General features: G+C 68.3%; 31 protein-coding genes. 10 read left to right on the top strand and 21 right to left on the bottom strand.

Going from position 1 to position 26,508, the window contains the following annotated elements; genetic code table 11:
• On the bottom strand, positions 1–311 hold a 311-nt coding region (locus ABTZ89_RS12175), incomplete at its 3' end, for an FAD-dependent oxidoreductase (RefSeq protein ID WP_351043406.1).
• Positions 308–523 carry a ferredoxin gene (locus ABTZ89_RS12170; RefSeq protein ID WP_270952274.1) on the bottom strand — a complete coding sequence of 72 codons (216 nt, stop codon included), beginning with the start codon at positions 521–523 and terminating at the stop codon, positions 308–310. The genes ABTZ89_RS12175 and ABTZ89_RS12170, both read right to left, overlap by 4 nt.
• A 307-nt stretch (positions 524–830) precedes the next feature.
• Here ABTZ89_RS12170 and ABTZ89_RS12165 point away from each other — a divergent pair, with 307 nt between their 5' ends.
• On the top strand, positions 831–2,315 hold the full coding sequence (locus ABTZ89_RS12165; RefSeq protein WP_351043402.1) for a phosphatase PAP2 family protein: 1,485 nt from the start codon (positions 831–833) through the stop codon (positions 2,313–2,315).
• On the opposite strand, the gene ABTZ89_RS12160 is transcribed toward ABTZ89_RS12165, so the two are convergent.
• Positions 2,316–2,633 carry a GNAT family N-acetyltransferase gene (locus ABTZ89_RS12160; RefSeq protein ID WP_351043399.1) on the bottom strand — a complete coding sequence of 106 codons (318 nt, stop codon included), beginning with the start codon at positions 2,631–2,633 and terminating at the stop codon, positions 2,316–2,318.
• Positions 2,634–2,764: 131 nt separating this feature from the next.
• Between ABTZ89_RS12160 and ABTZ89_RS12155 the strand changes: the two genes are divergently transcribed.
• A complete protein-coding gene (locus ABTZ89_RS12155; RefSeq protein ID WP_351043396.1) occupies positions 2,765–4,852 on the top strand; it encodes an AAA family ATPase in 2,088 nt (695 codons plus the stop codon).
• Entirely contained in the window at positions 4,849–6,033 is a 1,185-nt protein-coding gene (locus ABTZ89_RS12150) for an McrC family protein (RefSeq protein WP_351043393.1), read from the top strand. Before ABTZ89_RS12155 ends, ABTZ89_RS12150 begins: the two co-directional genes overlap by 4 nt.
• A 231-nt stretch (positions 6,034–6,264) precedes the next feature.
• On the opposite strand, the gene ABTZ89_RS12145 is transcribed toward ABTZ89_RS12150, so the two are convergent.
• From ABTZ89_RS12145 to ABTZ89_RS12135, 3 genes are all read right to left on the bottom strand, one after another.
• On the bottom strand, positions 6,265–7,074 hold the full coding sequence (locus ABTZ89_RS12145) for a GNAT family N-acetyltransferase (RefSeq protein ID WP_351043391.1): 810 nt from the start codon (positions 7,072–7,074) through the stop codon (positions 6,265–6,267).
• A gap of 135 nt (positions 7,075–7,209) precedes the next feature.
• Complete coding sequence (locus tag ABTZ89_RS12140; protein WP_351043388.1) at positions 7,210–8,025, bottom strand: isocitrate lyase/PEP mutase family protein; 816 nt, start codon at positions 8,023–8,025, stop codon at positions 7,210–7,212.
• A complete protein-coding gene (locus ABTZ89_RS12135; RefSeq protein ID WP_351043385.1) occupies positions 8,022–8,564 on the bottom strand; it encodes a type 1 periplasmic-binding domain-containing protein in 543 nt (180 codons plus the stop codon). The genes ABTZ89_RS12140 and ABTZ89_RS12135 overlap by 4 nt, the downstream gene beginning before the upstream one ends.
• Before the next feature lie 98 nt (positions 8,565–8,662).
• Here ABTZ89_RS12135 and ABTZ89_RS12130 point away from each other — a divergent pair, with 98 nt between their 5' ends.
• A complete protein-coding gene (locus tag ABTZ89_RS12130) occupies positions 8,663–8,974 on the top strand; it encodes an ArsR/SmtB family transcription factor (protein ID WP_351043383.1) in 312 nt (103 codons plus the stop codon).
• 4 nt (positions 8,975–8,978) lie between these two features.
• Here the strand turns inward: ABTZ89_RS12130 and ABTZ89_RS12125 are convergent, their stop codons facing one another.
• Positions 8,979–9,653, bottom strand: a complete 675-nt coding sequence (locus ABTZ89_RS12125; RefSeq protein ID WP_351043381.1) for a haloacid dehalogenase type II — start codon at positions 9,651–9,653, stop codon at positions 8,979–8,981.
• 74 nt (positions 9,654–9,727) lie between these two features.
• On the opposite strand from ABTZ89_RS12125, the gene ABTZ89_RS12120 reads away from it, so the two are divergent.
• Positions 9,728–10,270, top strand: a complete 543-nt coding sequence (locus ABTZ89_RS12120; protein ID WP_351043378.1) for a CGNR zinc finger domain-containing protein — start codon at positions 9,728–9,730, stop codon at positions 10,268–10,270.
• A gap of 580 nt (positions 10,271–10,850) precedes the next feature.
• Here the strand turns inward: ABTZ89_RS12120 and ABTZ89_RS12115 are convergent.
• The 8 genes from ABTZ89_RS12115 to ABTZ89_RS12080 form a co-directional block, all read right to left on the bottom strand.
• On the bottom strand, positions 10,851–11,477 hold the full coding sequence (locus ABTZ89_RS12115) for a response regulator (protein ID WP_351043375.1): 627 nt from the start codon (positions 11,475–11,477) through the stop codon (positions 10,851–10,853).
• Positions 11,474–12,619: a GAF domain-containing sensor histidine kinase gene (locus tag ABTZ89_RS12110; RefSeq protein ID WP_351043373.1), complete on the bottom strand. Its 1,146-nt coding sequence runs from the start codon at positions 12,617–12,619 to the stop codon at positions 11,474–11,476. The genes ABTZ89_RS12115 and ABTZ89_RS12110 overlap by 4 nt, the downstream gene beginning before the upstream one ends.
• A gap of 93 nt (positions 12,620–12,712) precedes the next feature.
• The gene (locus ABTZ89_RS12105; protein ID WP_351043370.1) at positions 12,713–13,540 is read right to left on the bottom strand and encodes an ESX secretion-associated protein EspG; all 828 of its coding nucleotides are present in this window, start codon (positions 13,538–13,540) and stop codon (positions 12,713–12,715) included.
• A 72-nt stretch (positions 13,541–13,612) separates the two neighbouring features.
• The gene (locus ABTZ89_RS12100; RefSeq protein WP_351043368.1) at positions 13,613–14,920 is read right to left on the bottom strand and encodes a PPE domain-containing protein; all 1,308 of its coding nucleotides are present in this window, start codon (positions 14,918–14,920) and stop codon (positions 13,613–13,615) included.
• A 258-nt stretch (positions 14,921–15,178) separates the two neighbouring features.
• Positions 15,179–15,700, bottom strand: a complete 522-nt coding sequence (locus ABTZ89_RS12095; RefSeq protein ID WP_351043366.1) for a DUF3558 domain-containing protein — start codon at positions 15,698–15,700, stop codon at positions 15,179–15,181.
• Entirely contained in the window at positions 15,697–16,161 is a 465-nt protein-coding gene (locus tag ABTZ89_RS12090) for a hypothetical protein (RefSeq protein ID WP_351043363.1), read from the bottom strand. The genes ABTZ89_RS12095 and ABTZ89_RS12090 overlap by 4 nt, the downstream gene beginning before the upstream one ends.
• A 105-nt stretch (positions 16,162–16,266) precedes the next feature.
• Positions 16,267–16,527 (bottom strand): DUF397 domain-containing protein, encoded by a 261-nt coding sequence (locus ABTZ89_RS12085; RefSeq protein ID WP_351043360.1) that lies wholly within the window; start codon positions 16,525–16,527, stop codon positions 16,267–16,269.
• A gap of 10 nt (positions 16,528–16,537) precedes the next feature.
• Positions 16,538–17,395: a helix-turn-helix domain-containing protein gene (locus tag ABTZ89_RS12080; RefSeq protein ID WP_351043358.1), complete on the bottom strand. Its 858-nt coding sequence runs from the start codon at positions 17,393–17,395 to the stop codon at positions 16,538–16,540.
• Between the two features lie 134 nt (positions 17,396–17,529).
• Here ABTZ89_RS12080 and ABTZ89_RS12075 point away from each other — a divergent pair, with 134 nt between their 5' ends.
• Positions 17,530–17,793 carry a hypothetical protein gene (locus tag ABTZ89_RS12075; RefSeq protein WP_270952259.1) on the top strand — a complete coding sequence of 88 codons (264 nt, stop codon included), beginning with the start codon at positions 17,530–17,532 and terminating at the stop codon, positions 17,791–17,793.
• A gap of 55 nt (positions 17,794–17,848) precedes the next feature.
• On the opposite strand, the gene ABTZ89_RS12070 is transcribed toward ABTZ89_RS12075, so the two are convergent.
• Positions 17,849–18,376 (bottom strand): DUF3558 family protein, encoded by a 528-nt coding sequence (locus tag ABTZ89_RS12070; protein ID WP_351043355.1) that lies wholly within the window; start codon positions 18,374–18,376, stop codon positions 17,849–17,851.
• A gap of 197 nt (positions 18,377–18,573) precedes the next feature.
• Between ABTZ89_RS12070 and ABTZ89_RS12065 the strand changes: the two genes are divergently transcribed.
• Together ABTZ89_RS12065 and ABTZ89_RS12060 are read left to right on the top strand one after the other, a co-directional pair.
• Positions 18,574–19,020: an Rrf2 family transcriptional regulator gene (locus tag ABTZ89_RS12065; protein WP_270952257.1), complete on the top strand. Its 447-nt coding sequence runs from the start codon at positions 18,574–18,576 to the stop codon at positions 19,018–19,020.
• 85 nt (positions 19,021–19,105) lie between these two features.
• Positions 19,106–20,488, top strand: a complete 1,383-nt coding sequence (locus tag ABTZ89_RS12060; protein WP_351043352.1) for an MFS transporter — start codon at positions 19,106–19,108, stop codon at positions 20,486–20,488.
• A 33-nt stretch (positions 20,489–20,521) separates the two neighbouring features.
• Here ABTZ89_RS12060 and ABTZ89_RS12055 read toward each other — a convergent pair whose 3' ends face one another.
• A complete protein-coding gene (locus ABTZ89_RS12055; protein ID WP_270952255.1) occupies positions 20,522–21,100 on the bottom strand; it encodes a TetR/AcrR family transcriptional regulator in 579 nt (192 codons plus the stop codon).
• A 90-nt stretch (positions 21,101–21,190) separates the two neighbouring features.
• Between ABTZ89_RS12055 and ABTZ89_RS12050 the strand changes: the two genes are divergently transcribed.
• Together ABTZ89_RS12050 and ABTZ89_RS12045 are read left to right on the top strand one after the other, a co-directional pair.
• Positions 21,191–21,637, top strand: a complete 447-nt coding sequence (locus ABTZ89_RS12050) for an anthrone oxygenase family protein (protein ID WP_270952254.1) — start codon at positions 21,191–21,193, stop codon at positions 21,635–21,637.
• Between the two features lie 142 nt (positions 21,638–21,779).
• Positions 21,780–22,130 (top strand): antibiotic biosynthesis monooxygenase family protein, encoded by a 351-nt coding sequence (locus ABTZ89_RS12045; protein WP_351043347.1) that lies wholly within the window; start codon positions 21,780–21,782, stop codon positions 22,128–22,130.
• Between the two features lie 131 nt (positions 22,131–22,261).
• Here the strand turns inward: ABTZ89_RS12045 and ABTZ89_RS12040 are convergent, their stop codons facing one another.
• The 4 genes from ABTZ89_RS12040 to ABTZ89_RS12025 form a co-directional block, all read right to left on the bottom strand.
• Positions 22,262–23,920, bottom strand: coding sequence for an FAD-binding dehydrogenase (locus ABTZ89_RS12040; protein ID WP_270952252.1), 1,659 nt, complete (start codon positions 23,918–23,920; stop codon positions 22,262–22,264).
• Positions 23,917–24,537 (bottom strand): TetR/AcrR family transcriptional regulator, encoded by a 621-nt coding sequence (locus tag ABTZ89_RS12035; protein WP_270952251.1) that lies wholly within the window; start codon positions 24,535–24,537, stop codon positions 23,917–23,919. The genes ABTZ89_RS12040 and ABTZ89_RS12035 overlap by 4 nt, the downstream gene beginning before the upstream one ends.
• A gap of 91 nt (positions 24,538–24,628) precedes the next feature.
• A complete protein-coding gene (locus tag ABTZ89_RS12030; protein ID WP_270952250.1) occupies positions 24,629–24,979 on the bottom strand; it encodes a VOC family protein in 351 nt (116 codons plus the stop codon).
• Between the two features lie 151 nt (positions 24,980–25,130).
• A complete protein-coding gene (locus ABTZ89_RS12025) occupies positions 25,131–26,339 on the bottom strand; it encodes an amidohydrolase (protein ID WP_351043342.1) in 1,209 nt (402 codons plus the stop codon).
• Positions 26,340–26,508: the final 169 nt, after the last annotated feature.

Below are 26,508 nucleotides of genomic sequence, written 5' to 3'. Positions count from 1 at the left end.
GACGGCCCGGCGTTCGTGCAGATCGGCTCGGACGGCGGCCTGCTGGCATCCCCCGTCGCGCAGGGGCAGTCCAACCCGGCCGCGGCGACGCCGAGCCGCCACTCGGCGTCGACCTCGCGCCGGCGAGGCAGCGCGGTGTCCTCCGGCAGCACCCTCCCCAGCAGGACCTGCTTGGACAGCGGCGGCCGGTCGTAGGGCTCGTGCGGCTCGTCCCCGATCAACGTGAGCGAACCGTCGAACCCCTCCTCGCGCAGGTGTTCAGCCGCGCGCAACCCGGCCAGCGACGCACCGACGATGACGATGCCGGTCATCGCCGCTCGCCCCGCTCGAGGTCGACGCGGTCCACGAGTATCGCCTGAACAGGACATGCGGCCGCGGCCCGCAGCACGTCCTCCCGCCGAGCCTCGTCGACGTTCGGCTGGTAGAGCAGCGCTTCCTCACCGTGCAGCTGGAACACGTCCGGAGCCAGGAAAGCGCACTGCGCATAAGCCTGGCACCGGTTGAGATCAACGTTGATCCTCATGACCCCGCCCCCTCGAAGTCCGCCGTCCCCCCATGCTCACCGACCCGGGAACGCGCCGCATGACCACCGGGAACCCGCACGTCCGCGAAGGGATGCCGGAAAATTTCCCACCGAACCACGGCCCGCATCCACAACGGCGAGCACAACACCGACCACAATGGACATCGGCAGAACCGGTGTGGTCGCGGCGACCGGCCCGCTGCGATCCGTCCTGAGTGGCCGGTCGCCGGGGAGCGCGGCCGATCTCGCGAAAGATCAGCGCTCGCCGGAGCCCTGGCTCCGCTGTCCGATCCGTAGCATGTGAGGCATGTTCCAGGCTCTCCGCACAGCGCGCAGGCGGATCTCCGACCTTGATCGCGCTCTCGTGCGACGGTGCGCTGCGCTCCCGAAGAGCGTTGCCGACCCCGCGTTGCGGAACCTCAGCACGCTGGCGAACCACAGCAAGTTGTGGTTCGCGCTGGCCGGCGGACTGGCGCTCCGCAAGGGCCCCACCCGGCGGGCGGCGCTGCGCGGCGTCGCGGCCATCGCAGCGTCCAGCTCCACGACGAACCTGCTGGCCAAGCAGCTGCTACCGCGACGGCGCCCGGCCACCGACCTGCTCCCGGCGCACCGACGGCTCATTTCCCCGCCGGTCTCGTCGTCGTTCCCGTCCGGGCATGCGGCCTCCGCCGCGGCGTTCACCACGGCGCTGTGCATGGAGTCACCGCTGCTCGCTGCGGCGGTGGCGCCGGTGGCGGCAGCGGTGGCGTACTCGCGGGTCCACACCGGGGTGCACTGGCCGACCGATGTCGCCGTCGGGGCCGCAGTCGGCTGCGGGATCGGGCTCGCGACCCGCTGGTGGTGGCCGGTCCGCCCCGCCACTCCCGCGCTGGCTCGACCGAGCGAGCGCGTCGCCGCGCTGACCGGTGGTAACGGTCTCGGGCTGCTGATCAACCCCTCGTCCGGCGATTCCGATCCGTCCAGCGCGCTGGCCGACCTGTGGCCGGGGGCCGAGGTCCTGCACCCGGACCCCGGTGGCGACCTCGTCGAGCAGCTGCACCTCGAACTCGACGCCGCAGGCGACACCATCCGCGCACTGGCCGTCGCGGGTGGCGATGGCACCGTGGCGGCTGCTGCCTCCGTCGCCGGCGTCCGCGGCCTACCGCTCGCCGTGGTCCCGTCCGGCACGCTGAACCACTTCGCCCGCGACGTGGGCGTGACGAGCGCGCAGGACTCGGACCGCGCGCTGACCGCCGGTTCGGCGGTGCACGTCGATCTCGGTGCGGTCAGCGTCGACGGCGAGCCCGAGCGGTGGTTCGTCAACACCGCCAGCCTGGGCGGCTACCCGGACATGGTCCGCATGCGGGAGAAGTGGGAGCAGCGCTGGGGCAAGTGGCCCGCAGGGGCGGCGGCGCTGGTGCGCGTCCTGGCCGAGGCCGAACCGATCGAGGTCCGCATCGACGGTGCGCACCGCAAGATCTGGCTGCTGTTCGTGGGCGCCAACAGCTACCAGCCGAAGGGCTTCGCACCCACGTGGCGCCCGCGCCTGGACGACGGGATGCTCGACATCCGCTACGTCCGCGCCGACCTGCCGCTGTCCCGCATCCGCTTCGCCTTCGCGGCGCTGACCGGCGCCCTGTTCAACAGCCACACCTACGTCCAGCAGGAACGGCAGTCAGCGCACGTCGAGGTGCTGGGCGAACGAGTGGCGCTGGCCTGCGACGGCGAGGTCATGCCGCCGGGACGCACGTTCACCTTCACCGCGCACGACGAAGCGCTGCGCGTGTACCGCCCGGAGCACCCTGCGGAGTGATCACCGCACCCCTGCTCCCGTTCGAGGGGCCACCGCGTGTTCGGTGAACTCGCGACAGGCGTGGAAACCCAAACGCCGGTACACGGGCTCCCCATCGGCAGATGCCTGCAGCACCGCCGTGCGGTGGCAGCCTTCGATGGCAGCGTGCAGGACCGCCAGGGTCATGGCCCCGCCGTAGCCGCGGCGGCGGTGAGTGGCCAGGGTGCAGATGTTGTAGATCCCGGCGACTCCGGCGTTCAGGAAGACCTCCGCCGAGCAGACCGGACGGCCTGCCTCGTAGCCGACCAGGTAGGCGCATTTCCAGACATCGTCGACCACACAACGGCTAACATCACCGAAACCTCCGGACCAACACCGAGGAGGAGCTCATTCTGGTCCTTCGTTCCTGATCGTCGGATCATCCGCGTACGGTGATCGCGCACAGACGCTGTCGACCTTGGGGGTAGCGGATGTCCGAGCCGGTTCGGATCGGAGTTCTCCTGCACGCGTGCTTGGAAGTCCTCGCCGAAGCCGACGAACCACTCCCCAAGAGGGAAGTGCTACACCGGATCGAACAGCGCGTCGAGCTTTCCCCGTACGAGCGCGGTGACCTCAACTCGAACGACGAGAAGCGGTGGCAGCAGCAACTCGGTTGGCGCAGCGGGGACATGACCACCATCGGCTGGATGTCCAAGCGGGACGGCCTCTGGTCGCTTACCGACGCGGGCGCAGCCGCCATGGGGAGCTATGAGCCGGACGAGCTGATAACCGAGGTCAACCGACGGTACGCCGAGATCCACCGCCGCCGGCAAAAGGCGATCGAGCAGCTCAGTGGGAACGAACGACTGATCGCCAAAGCTGTTGACCTGATCGACCAGGGTTCCTGGACATCGTTCTCCAGCGTGGCCGAGATCGCCGGTGCCGATTGGCAGCAGACAGCGGATTTCCTGGCCAGCGGTCAGACCAAGATCCACGGCGCCTACCGGGTGCTCAACGACGACGGCACCGTGCCACCCGACAGCCTGCTGAACTGGCGCCACCGCGGTACTGACGTGCAGAAGAAACTGCAATCCGAAGGCGTCGAGTTCGACGAACTCGACGTTGCTTCCGCAGAGCAGCGGTTGACCACCGCGGACCTCCAGCAACGGCTGATCGAACTGGACAGCTCACCCAGGAACGCTGGTTCGGTCCGCGCCTGGCTCGTGCGGGCAGGCTCCCGAAACCAGGGCCTGGTCCCCGAGTGGTTGAGCTCGGGCTTCGTGTCACTGGCTGGCACGCACCTGAGCGATCTCCCACCTGCGGCGACCAAGCACCAGATCGCAGTGGCTGTCGAAGAGGGCTACCAGCACCTCGAGTACGCCCAGCGACTGGCTCTCACGGAGCAGTACCACCAGTTCATCAACGGAATGGCGCCGGACGACCTGGTCGTCACCGTCTTCAACGACCGCTGCCACCTCGGCACGATAACCAGCGATGAGCTCCACGTCTTCAGCGGAAGTGAACGCTGGCAACGCTCCGTCGATTGGCTACCGGAAGATGTCGGCCCCGTCGAGGACCTACCGGCATCGCTGCGCGCCGACCTCGGCCAGCAGGGGGCCGTCGTCGACATCACCGGGAGCATCGACATCCTCCGCAGTCTGTTCCCCAGCGAGCTAAACGCCCCGGTCGAGCCGCTTCCTGAGCCCGCAGGCCCGCCTGCGCTGCCGGAAGCAACACCGGAGCTCTCCGCCAACCTGCACATCGACGCTGGCTGGTTGCAGGAAGCGATCGACGTTCTCCAGGCCCGCCAGCAGATCGTCCTGCACGGTCCTCCCGGCACGGGCAAGACCTACCTCGCCCGCAAACTCGCCAACCACCTCACCGCACCAGACGCCGTCGAACTGGTGCAGTTCCACCCGTCCTACTCATACGAGGACTTCTTCGAGGGCTACCGCCCGCACGTCAAGGACGGGGTCGCCGGTTTCGAGCTGACCCCAGGCCCGCTGCGCCGACTGGCGGCCAACGCGCGCGAGAACCCAGATCGCCCGCACGTGCTGATCATCGACGAGATCAACCGAGCGAATCTGGCGAAGGTGTTCGGAGAGCTGTACTTCCTGCTGGAGTACCGCGACGACTCGATCCTGCTGCAGTACTCCCCCAGCAAGGCCTTCCGGCTCCCGACCAACGTCTTCTTCATCGGCACGATGAACACTGCGGACCGCTCCATCGCGCTCGTCGACTCCGCGATGCGCCGCCGGTTCGCCTTCCTGGAGATGCATCCGGACGAGCCGCCCGTGCGCGACCTGCTCCCGAACTGGCTGGCGGCCCGCGGCAGCACCGACGAGCGGGCCGAACTGCTGACCGCGCTCAACGAGGCCATCGGGGAGGAAGACCGAGACTTCAAGATCGGCCCGTCGTACCTGATGACACCGGACGCCGAGCAGGACGGCGGGCTCTCACGGATCTGGCGGTACTCGATCCTGCCGCTGCTGGAAGAGCACTACTACGGGCGTCTCACCCGTGACCAGGTGCGCACGCGGTTCGACTTGGAAGCGATCCGCCGCACAGCGGGCCGATGATCACTTCGACGCGGCTAGGCGAGAACGAGCGGAACGGTGTCCCCGCCGTCCTCGATGCCGCTCAGGCCCATGCGCTCCGTGCAACCGGGCTCGTCATGCCGGTACTGCAGCCGGACGGCACCTGGCTTCTTTTGCCACGAGGACGAGTCGGCGCGGTGAGCATCGATGGCGTGGACGTCGTAGTCACTCCGAAGGTCGGCATCGCCAGACTGCTGTTTCTGCTCGGCTACGCCCGCAACCCCGGTTTCCGATCCGAGGACGTCCCCGGCTCGATCGACGACGGGTTGTGGCCCGCAGTCGCTGAAAGCCTCTGCCGCCACGTGGAGCGCGCCACCTCACGCGGCGTGCTCCAGGGGTACGTCACCGAAGACGCGACGCTGACCGTTGTCCGAGGTCGCATCCGCATCGCCGATCAGGCCGCGAAACGACCGGGAATGCTGTTGCCGCTGGAGGTCCGCCACGACGAGTACTCCACTGACATAGCGGAGAACCGACTGCTTCACGCCGCCGTTCGCCGTGTCCTCGGCCTTCCCAGGATCGCTGAGGAGGTCCGGATGCGCCTCAAGCACCTGGACGTTCGCTTGGACGGAGCGGCACCGCTGCTCCCCGGTGCACCGCTTCCACAATGGCGGCCAAGTCGCCTCAACGTCGACTACCAACCAGCGTTGCGACTGGCTGAACTGGTACTGCACAACCTGTCGTTCGAGACCGGACCTGGCGGACTGAACGTCGCATCCTTCGTGGTCGACATGGCCGAGGTGTTCGAAGACTTCGTGACCACCGCCCTCACGGAGGCCTGGCGCGGCCGTCCTGGCACAACGATTGCTCAGCACACCGCCGCGCTCGACACCGACGGAGCAGTCCGGATCCACCCCGACGTCGTGCACGTCGTCGGTGGAGTCCCACGAATCGTCGCTGATGCCAAGTACAAGCTCGCAAGCCCGACCGGCCGCCACCCCAACGCGGACCACTACCAGATGTTGGCCTACTGCACTGCTCTCGGCGTGGACACCGCGTGGCTGGTCTACGCCAGCGGCGAAGATCACCGACCACGCCGCGTGGTCAACTCACCGATCACGATCATCGAGCACCCTCTCGATCTCGCCGCTCCCCCGGCTGAACTGCTCCAGCAAGTCGCTCAACTCGCCGAAACAGCCTGGCAGCGCAGCTCAGGCACTTAGGCGAAACAGATTCGGCCACTCCTAGTGATAATTCCCTTCTAGCCGCTTTGAATGTTGAAAAGTAGTCCAACCCAGCCCGACCTCCGCCGAATCCTGTGGCCAATTCGCCCCTGCCTCGGACACTTCCACAAATTCAATGGAATTTGGACGTCGAAATTCCATTGAATTTGCGTTGACGCACCGGGCGAAGGCACACCGTCACCGCTGGGGACCGCAGTGGACGGGGGTTGATCAGGTGTTGATCGCGTGTTCGGTGAACTCGCCACAGGCGTGGAAACCCAAACGCCGGTACACGGACTCCCCATCAGCCGACGCCTGCAGCACCGCCGTGCGGTGGCCGCCTTCGATGGCGGTGTGCAGGACCGCCAGGGTCATGGCCCCGCCGTAGCCGCGGCGGCGGTGAGTGGCCAGAGTGCAGATGTTGTAGATCCCCGCGACGCCTGCGTTGAGAAAGACCTCCGCCGAGCAGACCGGACGGCCTGCCGCGTAGCCGACCAGGTAGCGGGACGGGCAGTAGTCGGCCAGCGCTCGATCCGCGGTTCGGGCGAAGAAGTCGCGGACGGTCTCGGCGGGCGGATCCCAGTTCGCCGCGAGCACCTTCGCGTAGTCCGCGAGCTCGGCGGGTGTGGTCGCCGTTCGGATCTCCAGCCCGTCCACCTCGGGCCGCGGGAGGCTCTCGTCGAGGTCCGCCCACATCGCCGTTTCGCGTTCCGACTCGGGTAGACCGACCTCCGCCAGACGGGCGCGCAGGTCCACCGGAGTCGACGCCGGCCCCACCCACCACGAGAAGGGGCGGCCGGTGGTGGCCAGCACCTCGACGGTCTCCTTGATGCGGGCCTCGACCACATCGGGGGCGAAGCGGGCCGCCGCGACGATGTTGAACGTGTCGTCGTCGAGGCCGCTGTCGGCCACCAGCAGGTCATCCGTCCTCGTGACCGTCGCCCCCGCCAGCCCGCTATGCAGGTGGCAAGCGTGCTCGGCCAGGTTCCGCTCCATGCGGACCAGCAGATCGGCTTCCTCGATGCGGGACGACGCGCTCACAGCGCGATCCCACCACAGCCAACCCGACGACGCACCCGATTTTCAGCGTCCACTGTGGCCTGTCGAGCCGCTGGCAACGCAAATTCAATGGAAATCGGACATCCAATTTCCATTGAATTTGCGGGATCGGAGCCGTTACCTCGGGAACAAGCCGTTCAGGGTGCCGTAGTCCAGGGCGTCGTCCAGCGACGTGTAGGTGCCTTCGCCCAGGAGTTCCAGGGTGGCCTTGCGGGCTGCGGTGTAGGCGGCCTGAGCCACTCCGGTTCCGACGCTGATCCGCCGCACCCCGGCCTTGACCAGGTCCGCGACCGCAGGGCCGCCCGGGACTGCCATCGCGTTCACCGGGAGCGGACCTGCCGCGAGTTGGGCCAGGGCGTCCAGGTCGAGCAGCCCGGGCACGAAGATGCTGTCCGCCCCGGCCTCCGCGTACGCCGCCGCGCGGGCCTCCACATCGGCCAGCCGGCCGCTCTCCTCGCCGATGCCGAACAGGTACACGTCCGTGCGCGCGTTGATCACCAGTTCCGGCAGGCCCGCCGCCACCGATGCCGCCCGGGCCTCGGCGATCCGGGCCGCCTGCTCCTCGACTGGGTGCAGGGTGCCGTCCGCCTTGGAGTCCTCCAGGTTGATCCCCACGACTCCGGCACCGATCAGGCCGGTCACCGTCGCGGTGATGTCGCCGTAGCCGCCTTCGGCGTCGAACGTGACCGGCACGTCCACCGCGGCAGCGATCCGCGCCGCGGCTGCGACCATCTCCTCGCGCGTGGCTCCCTGGCCGTCCGAACGCCCCACCGACCAGGCAACCCCGCCGCTGGTCGTCGCGATCACCGGCGCACCCGCCGCCGCGATGACTGCCGCGCTACCGGCGTCCCAGGCGTTGGGCAGCACCAGCGTGCCCGCACCCAACTCCCGCAGCCGCAGGGCCTTCTCCGTCACCTTCGCGTCGACCGTCATCGTTCTCCTCCCGCAGCAATTCCGGGCTCGTAGGAAGTCGTGCTGACCCAACGACCGCGCACCACCCAGGTCCCGCCGTCCGCCGTCGCACCGCGCATTCCGTCCAGGACGTACCCGTCGGCGAGCGCGGGCAACCTGGAGTCCTGCAGCGAGGCGAAGGCGACCGTCCTGCTCGGCTCCCACTCGGTGCTGTGCCGCAATCGCCGGGCCAGCTGCGCGAAGCCGAGCGGAGCAGCGGCCACCACCCACGCATCGGGCGCATCGGCGGTCATCCGCCGCGCCGGCCGCAGCCAGGACGCGGCCTCCTCGGGCCAGTCCACTGTGGCCAGAACGGTGCCGCCCACTTCCGGCCAGGCAGCCGCGAACGCCTCCGCCGCAGCTCGGGACGCCTCATCGCGACTGCGGCCGATCACGACTGTCCGAGCCCGCCCCAGCAGATCGACCACGGCAGCGAGCTCAGCAGCGGTGTGCGGCGCCGGTTCGGAGAACTCGCCGACCCACGCCGAACCTGCCCCGATCAGGGGCGACCTCTCGTCCACGCCCCGAACCTGCCACGCGCCACCGACAGTCGCTGGCAGCATTCAGCCCTCGATCTGCCGACCTAGCGCCTATTTTCCCCAGTTGGCATACTTCGGGGGTGTCGGTTTTCGGAGCACTCGCGCAGCCGATCCGGCGGCAGATCCTGGACTTGCTGCTGGAGCGCCCCCGCCTGGCCGGCGAGGTCGCCGAGCAGCTCAGCCTCCCCCAGCCCGCCGCGTCCAAGCACCTGCGCGTGCTGCGCGAGACCGGGCTCGTGCAGGTGCGCGTGGATGCCCAACGCCGCTGGTACGAGCTCCGCCCCGAAGCGCTCAGCGAACTCGACGAATGGCTGGCCCCGTACCGCGCGCTGTGGTCGGAACGGCTCGACGCGCTCGAACGGCACCTCGACGCCAGCGAGGACCGATCGTGAGTGCTTACGCGGTCACGGCCGCGACCAGCTCGTCCAGTCCGTTGAAGTACCCGTCGAAGGTGTCGGAGCTGGTCGGCGGATCACCGACCGGACGCTGGACGTAGGCGGCCCGCATGCCCCGGGCTTGCGCCCCTCGGAGGTCCCAGGCGTGGGCGGCGACCATGAGCACGCGTTCCGGCGGGCATCCGGCAGCGTCGATGGCGAGCTGGTAGACCTCCGGCGCAGGCTTGCAGGCCGAGGCGGATTCCGCGGACAAGGCTTGGTGCCAGCGCAATCCGGCATGCGCGTTGAGCCGCAGGAGGGCAGCGCGGCTCGCGTTGGAGAGCCCGATCACGGGGTACTTCCGAGCGAGCCGCTCGAGCCCGGCGACGGAGTCGTCCCAGGCAGGTAGCCGTTGCTCCGCCGTGGCCAGCCGGACAACGGCCGCCGGATCGGCGAGCCCGGCGCGGTCGGCCACCAGCTGAGCAGCTTCTCTGTCGATGACCTCGGAATTGGCGTACGCACGCCGTCCTTGCCCGATGCGCTGCTGCTCGACCTCGACGTGCCGCGACCACAGCGCGATCAGCTCGTCGACGTCGTCGAAATGCGGTGCCGCTTCGCGAATTCCCGCCCGCAGCCCGCTGGGTTCGTCCACCAGCGTGCCCAGGACGTCGAAGACGATGACCTCGATGTCGTCCATAGCTCCCCTTCGCGTCACCAGTTGAACCGGTGACGAGGTTGCCACCACGTCGCGTCACCAGTCAAGATGGTGACGTGAATTTCGCGTTCGTGAGCGGCAACCCGGCCCTGGACCTGGCCGCAACAGTGGGATCTCGCCGGGACACGCCCGACGACGCCCTGGCCACGCCCGGTGACCTCGAACGATGGGTGGCCGAATGCGACGAGCTCCCCGATCGCGTCACCGCCGACGCCGCGGGCTTCGAGTCCGCGCTGGCCCTGCGGGAAGCGATCTACCAGCTAGCTCTCGACCGCGTACTAGGCCGCCCCTTCGACCAGGACAGCCTCGAGGTCGTCAACAACGCCGCCGCCGAACCACCGCCCGCGATCGAACTCAGCGATGCGGGACTGCACACGTCGGGAGATCTCCCCGCCGTCCTCTCCCAGATAGCCAGGAGCGGCATCGCGGCACTCGCCGATCCCCAGGCCTGCCTCAAGGAATGCGGGCGCTCCGACTGCACGCGCATCTACCTCGACCGCTCGCGCGGAGCGCGTCGCACCTGGTGCGGCATGGAGGAGTGCGGCAACCGAGTCAAGGCGGCGGCTTACCGGGCCCGCAAACGGGCTTCAAGCACGTAGAGAAGTGCGCAGCAGTGTTCGAGCACCGCTGCGCACTCACGAGCCGTCAGCACCGGCCGCGCTGGTTGCGACGGACCCAGCTGACTGCGTACGTCGCCAGCGCGAATGCCACGGCGGCTTCCATCAGCAACAACGCCCACATCGGGACCCTCCTCCGATCGCTCCGTTCGCCTTTCACGGCAATCGTGCGACAGCAGGCACCCGCCAGCGAGTGTCCCGATGGACAACGTCCGAAAGAATCGGGCCACACAAGGCGGCCGTGGTCACTGCATGCTCACCGCGAGGACGAGAAGGCCGACGGCGACCACTCCAACGACGACGATCAGCGCCAGGTTCGAAGTCTTGTTCATGCCCCCACCCTCCCCACCTGTTTCGCCGAGCAACCACCACCTGCACCTACGCGAAACCCTCTGACCTGCAAGAACTCCACTGCGCACGTTTCCACGAACGGGTGGGTGAGACGCAGCTCGCAGAGCCGTCCCCCACAGATGAGGGGGGCAGCGGCGCACCGCCCGCGGTTCGGCCTGGTCAGATCCCGTGAGTCTTTTGGGGCGCTATAACAACCCAAAGTGCTCACGGGTCAGAGCAGGCCGGACTTCGCCGCCTTGGTGATGAGTTCGATCCTGTTGCGCGCGTTGAGCTTTCGCATCGCGTTGCGGAGGTAGCCGGTCACCGTGTGGCGGGTCAGGCCGAGCTGTTCGGCGATCTCCGGGTTGGTCCGGCCCGCCGCCGCGTGGCGGAGGACGTCGTACTCGCGTTGGGTCAGGCCGGTTTCGTGGAGGCGGGAACGCATCCTCGGCGCCGCCCGGTCGTCCACGCGCGGGTCGAAGATCCCGATGCCGTTCGCCGCCTGGTGCACCGCCGTGACCAGGTCCGTTGCGCCCGCGTCCTTGAGGATGCAGCCGTCGACCCCGGCTTCGAGGGTGGCGCGCAGGGCAGCGTGGTCCCGGTAGGCGGTGAAGACGACGATGCGCGCGTCCGGGGCCGCTCGGCGCAGCGGGGCGACCATCTCGCTGGCCACCGCATCCGGGAAGCGGAGGTCGAGCAGGACCACGTGCGGATTGGTCCGGGCCGTCAGGCCGACCGCCGAGGTCGCATCGGTCGCGCCGCCGACCACGCGGATCGTCGGGTCGTCGCGGAGCAGCAAGCGCACGCCGTCGACGACCACCCGGTGGTCGTCGACGACCACGAGTCGGATCTCGTTCACGGCAGCGGGATCCAGATCCTGACCGTCAGGCCACCGTCCTCGTTGGCCACCACCGACAGCGTGCCGCCGAGCTCGGCCAAGCGGTCAGCGGTGGTGCGCAGGCCGATGCCGTTGCCCGCGGGCTCGGACCAGCCGTTCCCGTCGTCGGCCACCGAGATCGCGACCCCGCCGTCGAGCGCGATCGTGCTGATCAGCACCGATCGAGCGCCGGCGTGCTTCTCCACGTTCAGCAGCGCTTCGCGGGCCGCGGCGACCAGGACTCGCGTGCGGTGCTGGCCGCAGTCCGGGATCTGGCCGATCTCGACGGCCTGCGCCGAGGTACCGGTCCGGCGCTGGAAAGCCGCGCAATCGCGGGACAAGGCCGAGGCCAACCCGCCCACCGGTTCGTCGTGGTCGAGCGCGTGCACCGAATCGCGGAACGCCGACGCCGTTTCCGCCAGCTGGTCCTCCAACGACGCCAACCGGTCCAGCAGCTCGGTGCTGTCCGAGTCGGCGTGGGTGCGCAGGTCGCGGAGTTCGGCGCCGATGCGGAACAGCCGCGCCCCCACCGAATCGTGCAGTTCCGCGGCGATGCGCCGCCGCTCGGCCGCAGCCGCTTGCTCCCGCTGGCGACGCGCCGCCGATGCGGTTTGCAGCGCCAGACCACCGCTGTCGGCGAGGTGCACCGCGGCGTCCAGCTGCCTGCCGCCGAAGTACGAAACTTCCCGCATGGCCGCGTAAACCACGCCCTGCACCCGGCCCGCGCGGACCATCGGCACCGCGAGCATGGTCTTGATGCCGTCCGCCGAGATCGGGATGTCGAAGTCGTGGGTGATCAGCTCGGAAGCGCAGTAGTCGGCCACCCACACCGGACGCCGCTCAGCAGCGGCCAGCCCGCCCAGGCCACGCCCCATCGCGACGTGCAGGTCGTGCAGACCGGTCGCCCAGGTGCCGTTCCACTGCCGCAGCACCAGCATCTGCTCGGCCTCGACCGGACCGGCCAGGCCGATGTGCGCGCCGGTCTCCTCCCGGACCCGCCGCGCCAGTCCGCGCAGCGCAGCCGCGTCGTCGAGCAGGTGGAGGACTTGGGCGTGCTCGTCGATCAGGTGCTCGAACCGCCGTCCGTGCTCGGCTGCGCGTTCCGCGCGGTGCTGCTGCGCCACCTGCACCCCCGTGTTGTCCCAGCCGCCCGGATGTTACCTGCCGTGCTGGGACTTTCACGATCCACTGTGCACTGTGAGGGTCCGCACAGCGGACTACTTGCCACCTCGCGCCGACGCGATCAGCTGGTCGATCTTCGCGCCGATCGCCCGGGCGTCCGCGGGCGCGAGCACGCAGAGCTGCTCACCGGACGAGCCGCGTTCGCGGTAGTCGAGGTAACGGCCGTCAGGTTCGGCGTTGTCGAACCAGCGCAGCACTTCCGACCGCCGCACGCGACCGTGCTGGTCGCGCATGTTGGCCGCGATCTGCCCGCCGCGCACGTGCTCGGCCTGCCCGATCTCCTGGTAGGCCGCGACCTGCCGGTCACCGCTGCTGCCGCGGGACTCGGTGACCTCCTGCATCAGGCTGTCCGGCGTGTCCTCGGCCGGTGCCTGCGGGCGGAACGACTCCACCGGCACCCGGACCGCACCCCGGTTCCCGGGCGGCGCGGGCGGGAACGTGGGCAGCAGGACCTGCGGCAACGGCGCTTTGTCGTGCACCTCGACGGTCAGCGGACCGCCGTAGCGCTCGGTCTCGCCGGGCCCCTGCACGCCGAGCACGACGCGCTGACCTTCGGTGATCGCGGCGACCGCGCGCCACGAGTGATCGCTCTCGAAGTCCGGGAACCACAGCGAGTCGACCCACAGGTACGGCTTGGTGAGCACCTTCAGCGCCTGCGCCAAGCCCGGCTCGACCTCGTTGTCGACGAGGATGCCCAGCGACGCCATGGTGGGTGCTTCGCGCTGCGCGACCTCGCTGAGCTGCTGGAGGGTGCGGCCGTAGGCCTGCCCTTCCAGCGGCAGCGTCAGGTCGTCGAGTTCGAGGTACCGGCGCACCAGGTACAGGTGCAGCGGGTGCAGTTGCCAGCGGCCGACGAGGGCCACGCGTCCTCCCCCAGATATCCCGTGAGCGGCGATGGTGGTCATCACGACCATCGCCGCTCACGAACGGTTTGATCAGGCGCCGAAAACGGGCGGCGCGGTCTTGGGCATGTCGTCGAGCCAGACGTCGTCCTGCTCCTCGAGCCAGCTGGGCCGGTCGTGCTCCTGGTCCTCGCTGCCCTGCCCGCGCTGACCAGCGCCGGCAGCACCAGCACCAGCACCCATGCCGCCACGACCGCCAGCACCCGCACCAGCAGCGCCAGCGGCTCCACCACCAGCACCAACGCCGGCAGCACCGCCCGCGCCGAGCGCACCGGCACCAGCACGACCACCGGCGCCGAGACCACCAGCGCCAGCACCGGCTCCGGCGCCCGCACCGAGTCGGCCAGCACCCATGCCGTCGGCCTTACCGCCGCCAGCACCACCGGCACCACCAGCGCCGACGCCGCCGGGCCGCCCCAAGCCGCCACCGGCACCGCCGCCACCCGGACCGCCCATGCCCGGGCCGGGCATGAAGCCCATACCGCCGCCGGTCGGATCACTGCCGGGGCCGCGACCGACACCGGGACCACCAGGCCACGCGCCGCCGCCCGGCCCGTTCGGATGGCTGGGCGTCCACGCCGAACCGGTCCCGGCCGGGGTCGTCCCCGAACCGGACCCGCCGCCGGAACCGCCGGGGCCGCCACCGGAAATGCCGCCACCACCAGGAACGCCCCCGCCACCGGGACCACCCCCGCTGTAGTCGCCGCCGCCCCCGGTGCGGGGAGGCGCGACCGGCGGTGGGCTGATCGGCGGCGGTGGCGGAGGAGGCGGTGGCGGCGGAGGAGTCGCGGGCTTGCCGTCGAGATCCCGGAACGCCGGAACAGAGCTGTCCACATTGGAGTAGGTGGGCGTCAGGACACGACCCATGGTCTCCTGAGCAGCCCGCTCGGCCTGCTGCCGCTCCTTCATCTGAGCGACCGCGTCGATCCCACCGCCTACAGGGCTCGCCACGCCCATAGCAAAGGTGCGCCCGTAGTGCTGCCCTTCAGGCTCAGGCACCATCAGCTTGGCCTGCCCAGCAGCAGACCCAGCTTCCTCAATCTTGTTCCCGGTCGCCTGAAAAGCGTCGCCACTGTCGGACATCCACTGAATCAGCGGCTCCGAAGACTGGTTGGCCGCGTCAGCAGCCTCGCCTTCCCAACCACCTTGAATAGCAGCGCCGGATTCCTGCTGAAGCTCCGGGCCAATAGCCCGCAGCTTCTCAGCAATCTCCCGCCAACCGTTGGCCGCCTCAGCCGTCTTACCCTGATTCAAAGATCGCTGGTTGATCTCGTAGAGCTCCTGGTGGCCGTAGGCCTGCCAGTTCTCCTGCTGGGTGATCGAAGTGGGGTCGACGTCCATCCCGCGCGTCAGACCACGGTTCTCACGCTCAAGATCAGCACGCAGCTGCGCGTTGTCCTTCTGCGCCTGCTCGGCAGCATTCTGCCGAGCGATCTCCGCACGAGAGTCGTAGCCGAAGAAGTCAGCACCAGCGTCGTAAACCTGGCCAGCACCCTCAGCAACCGCGTTCCCAACGGTCTTGACGCCATCAACTACAGCGCCGCCGACTGCGCTACCGACTTCGCCGGCCCACTCCAGAAACCCCATCAGTTCCCCCAGCTATCTCGGCAGCTTCGACGCAACAGCCTTAGCGATCTTCAAGCCCTCAGCGCACTCGTCAAGGCCTTGGTCACGGAACTCGCTGACGTCGATGACGACCACGCCGCCGCCAGCGTCGACCAGGGCAGAACAGATCCGCGCCTGAGTCGCACTCTTATCAACAGCGCTTGCAGCCGGACGACCATCGATTTCAGTCCGTTCGAACTTCGCCCAGTTATCCTGCTTCTCGAACGACTCAACCGTCTTTTCTTGGTTCTTGGAGAAAGTCGCTCTGAAAGGACGTCCGTTGAAACGGCATCCCGGTTCCGACGAGTTCGTCGAGTCAAGCTCGCCGGTCTCCTCAAAACCAAAAGACTTCAGTTCGTCAGGCGTGAGCATGCCGCAAGGGTCGACCTGCGCCAAGCCCTTCGACTGCTCGCTCGGAGCAGAGTTGTCATCCGGAACCGAACCACCACAAGCTGCAAGAGCCAAAACCGCTGAGCCAACACACGCCGCAACCGCACTTCGAGACAACGTCCTCACGCCTGACTACCCCTCTGCAAGTCCTCGCTGATCTGGTCGTCGGTAGCAACGTAGTCCTTCGCTGCCTCGCGGAAGAGATCCGCCTTCCGAATCAACTCGTCACGCAGCTTGCCCAGCAGGTCTGCAGCCCCGGTGCTCTCACCGTTCGTGGCCTTCAAGTTGAACTTCCCCGCCAGCTGCTGCGCCGAGTCATACTCCCCGAAGCCTTCGACACGATTCAGCTTGACGGCAGCCTGGGCGAGGTCGTCGACGTCCTGCGCCTTGCGCTCGTACACGTCAGCGGCCTTGTTGGCGGCTTCCGGGTTCATCTTGAGCTGACCGGACGAGATCTGCTGCCCCAGCTTGTCGTTCTCGCCCTTGATCGCGTCCAGCTTCGCGCCAGCGCCGGCGAAGCCAACGGCGGCACCCATGGCTGCGCCGCCAATCGCCCCCAGGTCACCCGACATCTGCGCGTCAGCCATCCGTAGCCCCCTCCGGCACCGATCGATCGACCGAAGGTGAACCTAACGAACCCGACAACCCGCCCGCAGCGAAACCCGAAAGATGATCACGTGATAGTCAGCACGTCACCCGCTCAGACCAGCGAGGAACGCCGCCCACCTGGCCTGCGAGAACACCAACACCGGCCCACCCGGATCCTTAGAATCCCGAGCCGCCACAACCCCATCGCCACCAGCGACCTCAACGCAGTCGGCCCCGTCGTCGCTGTAGCTGCTCTTACGCCACTCCGCGAGCGCCCGCTGGTCAACAAAAGCGACCTCGACGCAGGCTCCCTGGTTCATGCTCCTGCTCGACTTTCGCCAGCGGACTGCGGGTAACTCACGCACCGGTCACTCCTCACGGCAGGCCAGCAAGTACACCTTCGATGAACCTCGCGGATTCGCTCTGGCTCAACGCTTCTTCGCGAAGAGCATTCGCGATTGACGAATAGGTGTCAATCAGCACGGGATCCTCCACGTCGTAGCGAGCACCCAAGACAGGGTGTCCTTCCAGGAAGACCCCGGGACTGAAGTCTTCGAACTCCAGCAAGACGAACTTGCCATCCATCCCGGAGTGTGCGCCCACGCTCGCCGGGATCACCTGCACACCGACATGCGGAAGTTTCGACATCTCCAGCATGTGCGTGAGCTGCGCCCGCAGGACATCCCAACCGCCGATGGGCCGCCGCAACACGCCTTCCTCGACCACGACGTCGAGCTTCAACGAGTTCTGCTCGACAACGCGCCGCTGACGCTCCAGTCGAAGACTGGTCACCTTCGCCTGGTTTTCCGCGGAAACACTCCGGCTCGCCTTGGTCAACGCAGCCGCGTAGTCATTCGTCTGAAGCAGACCAGGAACCACAAGCTGCTCGTAGTTGAACTCACGAACAGCTTCCCCCTCCGAACCGAGGAAGAACGCGAACCAGTCCTCGACGACGTCGGCATAGGGCGCCCACCAGCTGGGCTCCGCAGAACGTTTCGCCTGCTCGACGGCGATCTCCACTTCCGACTCCGACGCACCGTAGAAGCGGAGCAGGTCACGGACGTCTCGATGCTGAAGCCGGTACATGCCGACCTCCATCTGACTGATCTTGCCCCGCGAACAGCCAAGCTCCTCCGCAGCCTCGTTGGTCGTCTTCCCAGCCTGAGAGCGAAAGTGCCGCAATCGCGCGCCGATCCTGCGTCGCAACGATGCGGGGTCTGTTCTGGTCGCCACGCTTGCCTCCTGTTCAGCCACAAGTCTGCACGGTCGACGATCACAACCGGCAACCACCCAATCGTGCTCTGTGATAGCTAACCGTTAGCAATTAACCTGTTAGCAAGATCACGCTCGATCACAGGGAGGTTGCTATGTCGGAGCTGTCGTCGTGGAGCCGGGAGGAGTTCATGTCCGCCCTCGAAGAGCTCGCTCGGGAGAACGCTCCTCGAGTGTTCGCGTTGTGCGAGGAAGTCGGCGATCAGCAGGACGGACACGTCGAGTACTGGGGCATGGCCTTCGAAGAGAGCACCGACGTCGTCAGCGCTTCCGGCCAGCTGCGCGCCAGCTTCCAGTCGCCCGAAGCCGCACTGAACCGCTTGTCACGCCGCGCGAACCTGCACCTCGTCTGGGTTTGACCACGCGGAGCTGACCCAGGGCACCTTGATACTGGCGCCCTGGGCAAAGCCCTAGCTACTTCGGCAGCTTCGGCGCAACAGCCTCAGCGACCTTCAATCCCTCAGCGCACTCGTCAAGGCCTTGATCACGAAATTCCTGAACCGTCAGGATGATCACGCCGCCGCCAGCGTTGAACATCGCCGAACAAATTCGGGCCCGCGTGGACCCGCTAGAAATACCACTCGCCGCTGGACGGCCATCAACCTCAAGGCGGTCGAACTTCGCCCAGGTTCCTTCTTGCCGCCCCAGAGACTCAACAGTCTCTTCCTCGTTCTTGAAGACGGTGATACTAAATGGCTCGCCCTTGAAAGCACAGCCAGGCTGCGACGGAACGATCGACGTTGGCTCACCTGGACCATTGAACCCAAATGACTTGAGCTGCTCGGGGGCCAAAAGCTCACAAGGGTCGACCACAGCAAGCCCTTTCTGTGACTGCGCCTCAGAAGCGGGGTCTCCGCCCTGAGTGGGACCACCACAACCCGCTACCGTCAGCGCCACCGCACTGGCGCACGCGGCAAACACAGCTCGCGACAACACATTCACGCCTGGATCCCCTCTGAATGTCCCGTTTGTCAGCTGCAAGATAGTCGGCCTCGGCTTGGCGGCGGACCGGGTTCGATCAGAACCGCCCGGCTGCGGACCGTGAGGGCTTGCACAGCGGGCAGCCGTTCGGTGATCACCGGATTGACACCCGATCAAACTGCAACTACGTTCGTTGCAGTTTGATCGGAGGGAGCGGAGTGGGCCTCAGCAGCAGGAGCGCGGTCGCCATCCACGCGCTCACCATGTTGGCGCGCTGGAGCGACAAGTCGCTGACCTCCGCGGAGATCGCCGACAGCCTGGCGAGCAATCCGGTGCTGGTGCGGCGAATCCTCGGCAGCCTGCGGGACGCGGACCTGGTGCGATCCACCGAGGGGCGCGGCGGCGGCTGGCTCTTGGCGCGCGCCGCTCGCGAGATCACGCTGCACGACGCGTACACCGCCGTCGAGGCCGGGCCGGTCCTGTCGCGGCATCCCCACCCGCCCAGCGATGCGTGCGAGGTCGGGCGCAACATGCAGGCCCTGCTCGAAGCGGAGTTCCAGGACGCGGAGCGGGCGATGGAGGAACGGCTCAGCCAGACGACCATCGCCGACCTGGTCCAGCAGGTGCTGACCATCGAACGCAAGATCGGGCGATCAGCCCGGTAGTCGAGCAGTGGCGGAGGCGCTCCCTCCGCCTTTTTCACACCCAAACTGCAACCACATTGGTTACAGTCAAATGGAGGAACTCGGAATGACAACCACGTCGACCCCGACCGAGCGGGCGCCATCGGGGGTGGGCCTGCTGGCGGTGCTCCTGCCCGCTCTGCTCGTCACGGTCATCGCCAGCGACATGGTCAACCTCATGCTCCCGTCGATCGGCGCGGAGTTCACGGCTTCCGAGGCCGAACTCGCCTGGGTCGTCACCGGATTCCTGCTGGTGTTCGCGGTCGGAATCCCCTTCTACGGCCGCACTTCCGACCGGGTGGGCCTGCGGCAGCTGTTCACCTTCGCCCTGCTGGCCTACGCGGCCGGAAGCCTGATCTGCGCGCTCGCACCGGATCTGCTCGTCCTCGTGCTCGGCCGGATCGTCATGGGGATCGGCGCGGCGGCGGTACCGGTGCTGTCGATGGTCGCCATCACCCGGCTCATCCCGGCCGACCGGCGCGGGACCGGGATCGGCGCCCTCTCCGCGGCTGCCGGCGTCGGCGCTGCCGCCGGACCTGCGCTGGGCGGTGGGATCGGCCAGTTCCTCGGCTGGCGCGCGCTGTTCTGGGTCATGGTCGTGGCGGTGCTGGTACTGCTTCCCGCGGCGCGACGCGTGCTGCCGGGCGATGTTCCGGAAGGCGCGAGCCGGTTCGACCTGCTCGGCGGCATCTTCCTGGGCGTCGGGTCCGGGCTCCTGCTCTTCGGCGCGACTCAGGCGCAGGTCGCCGGACTCACCGCACCCTCGTCGTGGGGCAGCTTCCTGGTGGCTGCTGCGGCGATCGCGCTCTTCGGCTGGCGCACTGTGCACGTGGCGAACCCGTTCGTCCCGCCCGCGCTGTTCGCCAACCGCGTCTACCGGATCGCCGTGCTCGTCACGTTCCTGGCCATGGCCGTCAACCTCGGCGGCCTGGTCTTCGTGCCGCTGCTGATCGTCGACGTCAACGGCCTGGAACCGGGAATCGGCGCTCTGGTGATGATCCCGGCCGGGATCTCCGTCGCCGTCCTCTCCCCGCTGATCGGCCGCCTCGCCGACCGCATCGGCACGAGGCCGCTCGTCGTGGTGGGTCTCGCGATCATGGCGGCGTCCGCGCTTTTCCTCGCCACCGCAACGACGTCGGTGGTACCGATCGCGGCCGGGATCCTCGGGTTGAGCGTCGGTTTCATCCTCGTGCTCACCCCGATCATCAGCGCTGCAGCGAGCGCACTGCCGTCCGAGCAGGTCGGGATCGGCCTCGGGATCCTCCAGGGCGCCGAGTTCCTCGGCGCCGGCACCGGACCTGCCCTGTTCGCCGTACTGGTGGCCGCGCGGCAGCAAACCGTCGGAGCCGCAACAGCATTCTCCGAGGTCTTCTTGGTGATGGCGGTCGTCGTCGTGCTCGCCCTGATCACCGCGTTCCGGATGCGCCCGGCGCACCACGAAGCGCACTAGAGCGCGCATCGGGTCGTGATCCGGGATGGTGCGTCAGAGAACGGCGAGCCGGTCCACCAGCAGCTCCATCCTCCGCTCGGTGTGCTCCGGCGGCTGCCGTCCCGCCCGGGTCAGGGTCGCCAGCCCGTGCAGGGACGCCCAGAACACCTCGGTGAACAGCCCCGGATGGACACCGTCACCGGCGACCTCTTCGAGGCTCTCCAGCAGAGCAGCGAAGGCATCCTTCAGAGGTTCCGGGGTGTCCTCCTGCGCGAACGCCAGGCCGCCGTCGAGCTGGAATATGGCGTCGTAGACCGCCGGGTTGCGTGCGGCGAAGTCGAGGTAAGCGCGGGCGAGGGCGGCGACCCGGGCGCGCCGGCCGTCCGCGGCGGAGGTCGCGGCCCGCAGCGCCGCGGCCAGCTCGGCGGCGCCTTCGAGGGCCACGGCGCCGATGATCTCGCGCTTGCCGCGGAAATGGCTGTAGAGAACGGGCTGGCTGTATTCGATGCGCTCGGCGAGCCGCCGGGTGGTGACCGCGTCCCAGCCCTGCTGCTCGGCGAGTTCGCGGGCCGTCGCCAAGATGAGGCGTTCGCGGTCCGCCCGTTCGCGCTCCTTGCGTTCCTGTACCGACATACCTCGATCCTAGCACCGCTAGACAAAAGAGCAGCAGCAGCGCTAGCGTTGCTTCATCATCTAGCAGCACTAGATTCCTGGAGGGGCAACATGCTCAGCACGCTCGAGGTCGTCACAGTCGTGGTCGTCGGCCTGATGGTGGGGGTGGAGTTCTCCGTCGCCTTCGTCCTGAACCCGATCTTCAACGCACTCCCCGACGACAGCAATCAACGCGGCCGAAGCCACGGCGGCCGGATGCTCGGCGCCGCCATGCCGGTCTGGTACATCGGCTCACTCGTCCTGAGCGCGGTCTGGGCCATCGCCGGATGGCATCAGCCAGGCACCGGCCTCGTCGTCATCGCCGCCGCGCTGCTGATCACGAGCATCATCATGTCGCTGCTGCTGCTCGTCCCGATCAACAACCGGGGCAAGACGTGGACCCCCGAGAACCGGCCCGCGGACTGGAAGGAGCAGATGAACCGCTGGGACCGCTACCACTACGTCCGCGTCGCCATCATCATCGCCGCGTTCGCCCTGCTGGTCGCCGCCCTCGCCTGAGCCCGCGGGCCGGCACCACGCCCCGGGCGCCAGCGATGCCCCTTGAGCGTCCGTCAGATCCCCTCGTGCCACACGTGAGCGTCGCCGGATCCAGTACGGCCGGCCTCGGTGGAACAACCGATAGTGAGAGGAAGTACCGAAGATGGCCGAGCTGCAGAGCCTGGACCCGAATACGCCGATTTTCGCGCAGTTCAAGGAGAAGACCGGCCCCATCGTCCTGGCCAACACCTTCTTCGTTCCGGAGGAGAGGACTGAGGAGTTCCTGTCCCTCTTCCGGAGGCAGGCGGAGTTCATGAAGGCTCAGCCGGGATTCGTCTCCCTGCAGATGCACAGGGGAACAGCGGGCAGTCGACTTCTGATGAACGTCGCGGTCTGGGAGTCGACCGAGGCACTCGCCACGGCGTTCGGCAGCCCGGAGTTCCAGCGCATGGCTGCCGAGTCCCCCGACGACATCGTGTCGTACCCGCACATCTTCGAGCAGGTCGACCTGTGACGCAGCAGCTGTAGAGGCCTGCCAGCGGTCGTCCTGACCGCTGGCAGGATTGCCAAATTCCTTGAAACCGCAGGGGATCCCGGCTTCTGATCCACCCTCGAGCTGGTCCGTCGAACCCGATCGGCGGAATGTCAGAGGCTTCGGGCCAGGGCTCGTCCTGCGGCTCGGCCGGAGAAGATGCAGCCGCCGAGGAAGGTTCCTTCCAGCGCGTTGTAGCCGTGCACTCCGCCTCCGCCGAAGCCGGCCACCTCGCCCGCCGCGTACAGGCCGGGCAGCGGGGCTCCGTCCGGGCCGATCACCTGCGAATCCAGGTTCGTCTGGACTCCGCCGAGGGTTTTGCGGGTCAGGACGTTCAGGCGGACCGCGATCAGCGGGCCGTGCGAGGGATCGAGGATGCGGTGCGGCTTGGCCACTCGCGACACCTTGTCGCCGAGGTAGCGGCGCGCGTTGGCCACCGCCATCAGCTGGAAGTCCTTGGCGTACTTCTGCGTGACCTCGCGGTCCCGCGCGACGATCTGCTGCTTGATGGCGTCGTGGTCGAGCTGCGGGCCGCGGGCGATCGCGTTCATGCCGTCCACGAGTTCGCGCAGGTTGTCCGCGACGACGAAGTCCACGCCCTTGTTCTTGAACGCGTCCACCGGTCCCGGCGCGCCCTTCGCGAGACGGCTGGCGAGGGTGAACTTGAGGTCCTTGCCGGTGATGTCCGGGTTCTGCTCGGATCCGGAGAGGCTGAACTCCTTCTCCAGGATCGACTGGGTGAGCACGAACCACGAGTAGTCGTAGCCGGTGGACAGGATTTCCCTCATGGTCCGGTTGGTGTCGAAGCCGGGGAAGTTCGGCGCCGCCATCCGCTTGCCGGTCGCGTCGAACCACAGCGACGACGGGCCGGGGATGATCCGGATCGCGTGGTCCGGCCAGATCGGGTCCCAGTTGTGGATTCCCTCGGTGTAGTGCCACATCCGGTCCCGGTTGACGATGCGCCCGCCGGCGGACTCGGTGATCCCGATCATCCGCCCGTCCACGTGCGCGGGAACGCCGGAGATCATCGTCTCCGGGCACGGCCCCAGCCGCTCCACCGGCCAGTTCGCCCGGATCAGCTCGTGGTTGTGCCCGATCCCCCCGGAGGAGACGACGACGGCCTTCGCCCGCAGCTCGAAATCGCCCACCGCTTCGCGCGACGACGCCACCCCGCGGTCGGCCTCCGACGGCTCCAGCACGGTGCCGCGCACGCCCACCACCGCGCCGTCCTCGACGACGAGCTCGTCGACCTGGTGGCGGAACTCGAACCGGACCAGCCCGCGCTTCTCCGCCGCCAGCACCGGTTCGGCGAACACCCGCACCACCTCGGGACCGGTTCCCCAGGTGAGGTGGAAGCGGGGCACCGAGTTGCCGTGCCCGCCCGCGACCCCGCCACCGCGCTCGGCCCAGCCGACCAGCGGAGTCAGCCGCAACCCGAGGTCGTGCAGGTACTTGCGCTTCTCGGTGGCCGCGAAGTGCACGTAGGCGCGCGCCCACTGGCGGCCCCAGTGGTCCTCGTCGTCGCGGTCGAAACCGGCCGAACCGAGCCAGTCCTGCATCGCCAGCTCGTAGGAGTCGCGCACCCCCAGCCGGCGCTGCTCCGGGCTGTTGACCAGGAACAACCCGCCGAGCGACCAGAACGCCTGCCCGCCCAGGTTGGCGCGGTTCTCCTGGTCGACGACGACCACCCGGCGACCGGCCTGCACCAGCTCGTAGGTCGCCACCAACCCGGCCAGCCCGGCGCCGACCACGATCACGTCCGGTTCGCTCATCCTTCGCCCTCCACGCTGTAGGCCAGCACGACCCGCTCGAACAGCTCGACCCGGCGCTGCCGCACGGCCGGGTCGTCGGGTTCCATCAAGCACTGCACGGCGGTTCCGTCGTGCACGGCGATCAGCGCCTGCCCGAGCGCAACCGGGTCCGGGACCTTCCGCCCGACCCGGTCGAGCAGCGCCTCGACCCCGGGCACGATCGCCGCCGCGATCGCTTCCTCGCGGGCCACCACGACCCGCCGCAACGCCGGATTCCGCAGCGCGTGCGCGCTGAACTCGGCGGTGATCCGGTACCAGTCGTCGTCCACCGGCGTGGCTTCGAGCAACCGCTCGACCGCCGACCGGACGTCGTCGACCCCGGCCGTCCGCGCGGCGTCGACCGCTGCCCGGACCTCGGCGAGCATCCGCTGCGAGTGCTGCTCCCACATCGCGAGGAACAGCTCCTCCAGCGAAGCGAAGTTGGAGTAGAAGGCGCCGCGGGTGTACCCGGCCCGATCGCAGACCTGCTCGATCGTCGACCTGCCGAACCCCTCGGCGGCGAACACGACCAGCGCGGCGTCGAGCAACCGCTGCCGGGTCCGCCCCCGCCGCCTGGTCACCCGCACCTGCCCGACCACAGCCGAACCTCCCGATCGCCGGATGCACGACCGTATCGGATGCACCGGCGTATCGAAAGGCCTCGGACCAGCGATGTTGCGTCGGACGGGGTCAGGGCAGGTGGGCGAGGACGTTGATCACCGCGCCGGTGGCGTCTTCGACGAAGAAGCGGCGCACGCCCCAGGGCTCGTTCGTGAGCGGGTAGACGACGCGCAGGCCCCGGCGTTGCGCTTCGGCGTGGGCCGCGTCGACGGCTGCCGGTTCGCCGAGGTCGATGCCGAAGCGGGGTTCGGGGTTCTCCATGCCCGGCGGCGAGACGATGACCTGGGCCGACGGGTTCTCCGGTGACCGCAGGCAGAGCACCGGGTCCTCCATCGCCACCTCGAGCCCGAGCACGTCGACGTAGAAGTCCTTGACCGCGGCGGCATCACCGACGAGGTAGGGAATGATTCGACTGACCATTGCCCCATCCTCGCCGCCCCGCTCCCCCACCGCCTTGTACGAATGGAAGCTCGGCGCACGAGGTGGGGGTCGGTTCCGCCCGGAACTGGCACTTCCCCTGGCGTGAACACCTGGCCAGTCCTGGGCAGAACCGACGTTCTGGGGCGGGCTGTCAGCTCAGCTCGCCGGTTTCGGCCACCACTCGGCCGTTGTGGATGACCGTGCGGTCCGTGCCGCGGTCCATCACCGCCGAGGTCACCGTTTCGCCGTCCACCAGCAGGATGTCCGCCTGGTCGCCGGCGTCCAGGCCGGGGCGGTCCACCGTCGAGGTCAGGCGCGGCAGGTCGCGGTCGAGGATCGCCGCACCACCTCGGGTGGCCACCGCGACGGCGTGCTCGACGAGCTCGTCGGCGCGGAAACCGTTGGTGAAGGCCAGCTGCCAGGTCCGGTCGAGCATGTCGGCGTTGCCGTACGGACCCCAGTAGTCGCGCTGGCCGTCCTCGCCGAGGCCGATGCGGACACCGGCCGCCGTCAGGTCGGTGAGCGGCAGCGAGTGGTGCTGCGCAGGGGCGACCGTGGTCATCGAGACGTCCAGCTCGGCGAACTCCTCGATCAGCCGGTTGGTGGTGGACTCCGAGACGCTGCCGAGGTCGTAGGCGTGCGAGATGCTGGCCTTGCCGGTCATGCCCAGCGCGCGCACGCGCTCCAGGATCAGGTCGACCGAGTACACGCCGAGGTGACCCGGCTCGTGCAGGTGGAAGTCGATCGGCGCCTGGTGCTTCTCGGCCAGGCCGAACAGGATGTCCAGGTGGCGGACCGGGTCGCGGTCCAGCGTGCAGGGGTCGATGCCGCCGACCACCGCGGCGCCGGAGGACAGCGCCTCCTCGAGGAGTTCCGGGACTCCCTGCTCCAGCAGCACGCCTGCCTGCGGAAACGCGATGACCTCCACGTCGGCGCGGTCCTTGTGGGCTTCCTTGGCGGCGAGCACGCCTTCGAAGCGCTCCAAGCGGCAGTCGGCGTCGATCTGCGCGTAGCTGCGGACACGCGTGGTGCCGTTGGCGATGATCCGGCCGAGCGTGTGGGTCGCGCGCTCGGACACGGTCCACTCGTCGTTGCGCCAGTTCTCGCGGTCGTTCATCACCATTTCCCAGACGCCCTGGCCGCCGGTGTGCGGGCGGAACGGCAGGCCGATCCGGGTCGAGTCCAGGTGGCAGTGCACGTCGGAGAACGACGGCAGCGCGAGACGTCCGCGCCCGTCGACGACATCCGCGCCCTGGGTGTCCACTTCGGACTCGAGTGGCTTGACGGCGGTGATCCGGCCGTCCTCGACCACGATCTCCGCGAGCGGACCGCCCCACGGACGGACATTGGTGATCAGCATTTCGCCTCCGTTGTGCATCGTCTCGCGATTCCACCGAGCCCGGTCATCGCGCGTTCAGCAGGGGCGCAGTTTCAATTGAAACTGCGGACTCCACCCACGGCGGTTGTCCGTTTGAATTTTAAATTCGGTTTCTCCGGCCGGGGGGGGTGTGGCGTTGGTGGCGAGTTCG

It is taken from the genome of Saccharopolyspora sp. NPDC002686 (assembly GCF_040295745.1).
Taxonomy (GTDB): Bacteria; Actinomycetota; Actinomycetes; order Mycobacteriales; family Pseudonocardiaceae; genus Saccharopolyspora; species Saccharopolyspora oryzae.
The sequence above is the reverse complement of the archived record's forward strand: the minus strand, read 5'-3'. Positions and strand labels throughout refer to the sequence as shown.